This is a genomic window from Vibrio sp. Vb0667 (assembly GCF_033391095.1).
In genome coordinates this window covers 1-1,085 of sequence record NZ_JAWPOL010000350.1, presented here as the reverse complement: position 1 = coordinate 1,085, position 1,085 = coordinate 1, and the positions used below count along the sequence as shown (strand labels likewise).

Below are 1,085 nucleotides of genomic sequence, written 5' to 3'. Positions count from 1 at the left end.
TAGATTCTTCATATAGCGAGTCGCTACCGCCAAAATCAAACCAAAGTAGCTCATCATCGGTGTAATGATGTTCGTGGTTGAATCACCGATACGGTAAGCCGCTTGAATGGTTTCTGGAGCATAACCCACTAGCATTAGCATTGGCACGAAGATAGGAGCTGTCACGGCCCACTGCGCCGATGCAGAACCGATCATCAGGTTAATGAAGCCACACATCAGAATGAATGCGAAGAACAACATTGGGCCAGTCAGACCGATGCTTTGCAGGAAGTCAGCACCTGCAACGGCAAATACTTGGCCAAAGTTCGTCCACTTAAAGAAAGCAACAAACTGCGCAGCGAAGAACACCAACACGATGTACATGCCCATCGAAGACATTGATTTAGACATCGCATCGATAACATCACGGTCGGTTTTCATCGTGCCAACGACTTTACCGTATACAAAGCCAGGGATAGCAAAGAATACGAAGATGAAAGCGACGATACTTTTCAGGAATGGGGATCCTGCAACAGTGCCAGCGTCTGAACGTAGGATGCCGTCTTCTGGAACAATCGTCCAAGCCAACAAAGCAGACACAACCAACACAGCAAGACCTGCAACTTTCAGACCTTTCTTCTCAAGGTCAGTTAGGTTGCCCATTTTGTCGTTAGACAAATCTTCAGCCGCTTCTTCTTCGTTGTACTTGCCAAGTTTCGGCTCAACGATTTTCTCTGTAACGAATGCACCCATACCCGCGATGAAGAACGTCGACACAAACATGAAGTACCAGTTTACTTCTGGTCCAACAGTGTAAGTCGGGTCAATCATTTGAGCTGCTGTCTCAGTAATACCTGAAAGCAGTGGGTCAACAGTACCAATTAGAAGGTTTGCTGAGTAACCGCCCGATACACCAGCAAATGCTGCCGCAAGACCAGCAAGAGGATGACGACCAAGGGAATGGAAAAGCATTGCAGCTAGTGGGATAAGAACCACGTAGCCAAGCTCAGAAGCGGTGTTTGAAATGATACCAGCAAAAACAACCGTAACCGTCACCATACGTTGTGACGCGCCCATTACTAGGCCACGCATTGCTGCTGAAAGTA

The 1,085-nt window shown here is 47.5% G+C and carries 1 protein-coding gene; it reads right to left on the bottom strand.

Annotated elements, in window-relative coordinates; translation table 11 throughout:
- Window positions 1-1,085, bottom strand: a 1,085-nt coding sequence (locus R8269_RS25835; protein WP_318222989.1) for an AbgT family transporter, incomplete at both ends; no start/stop codon positions are given.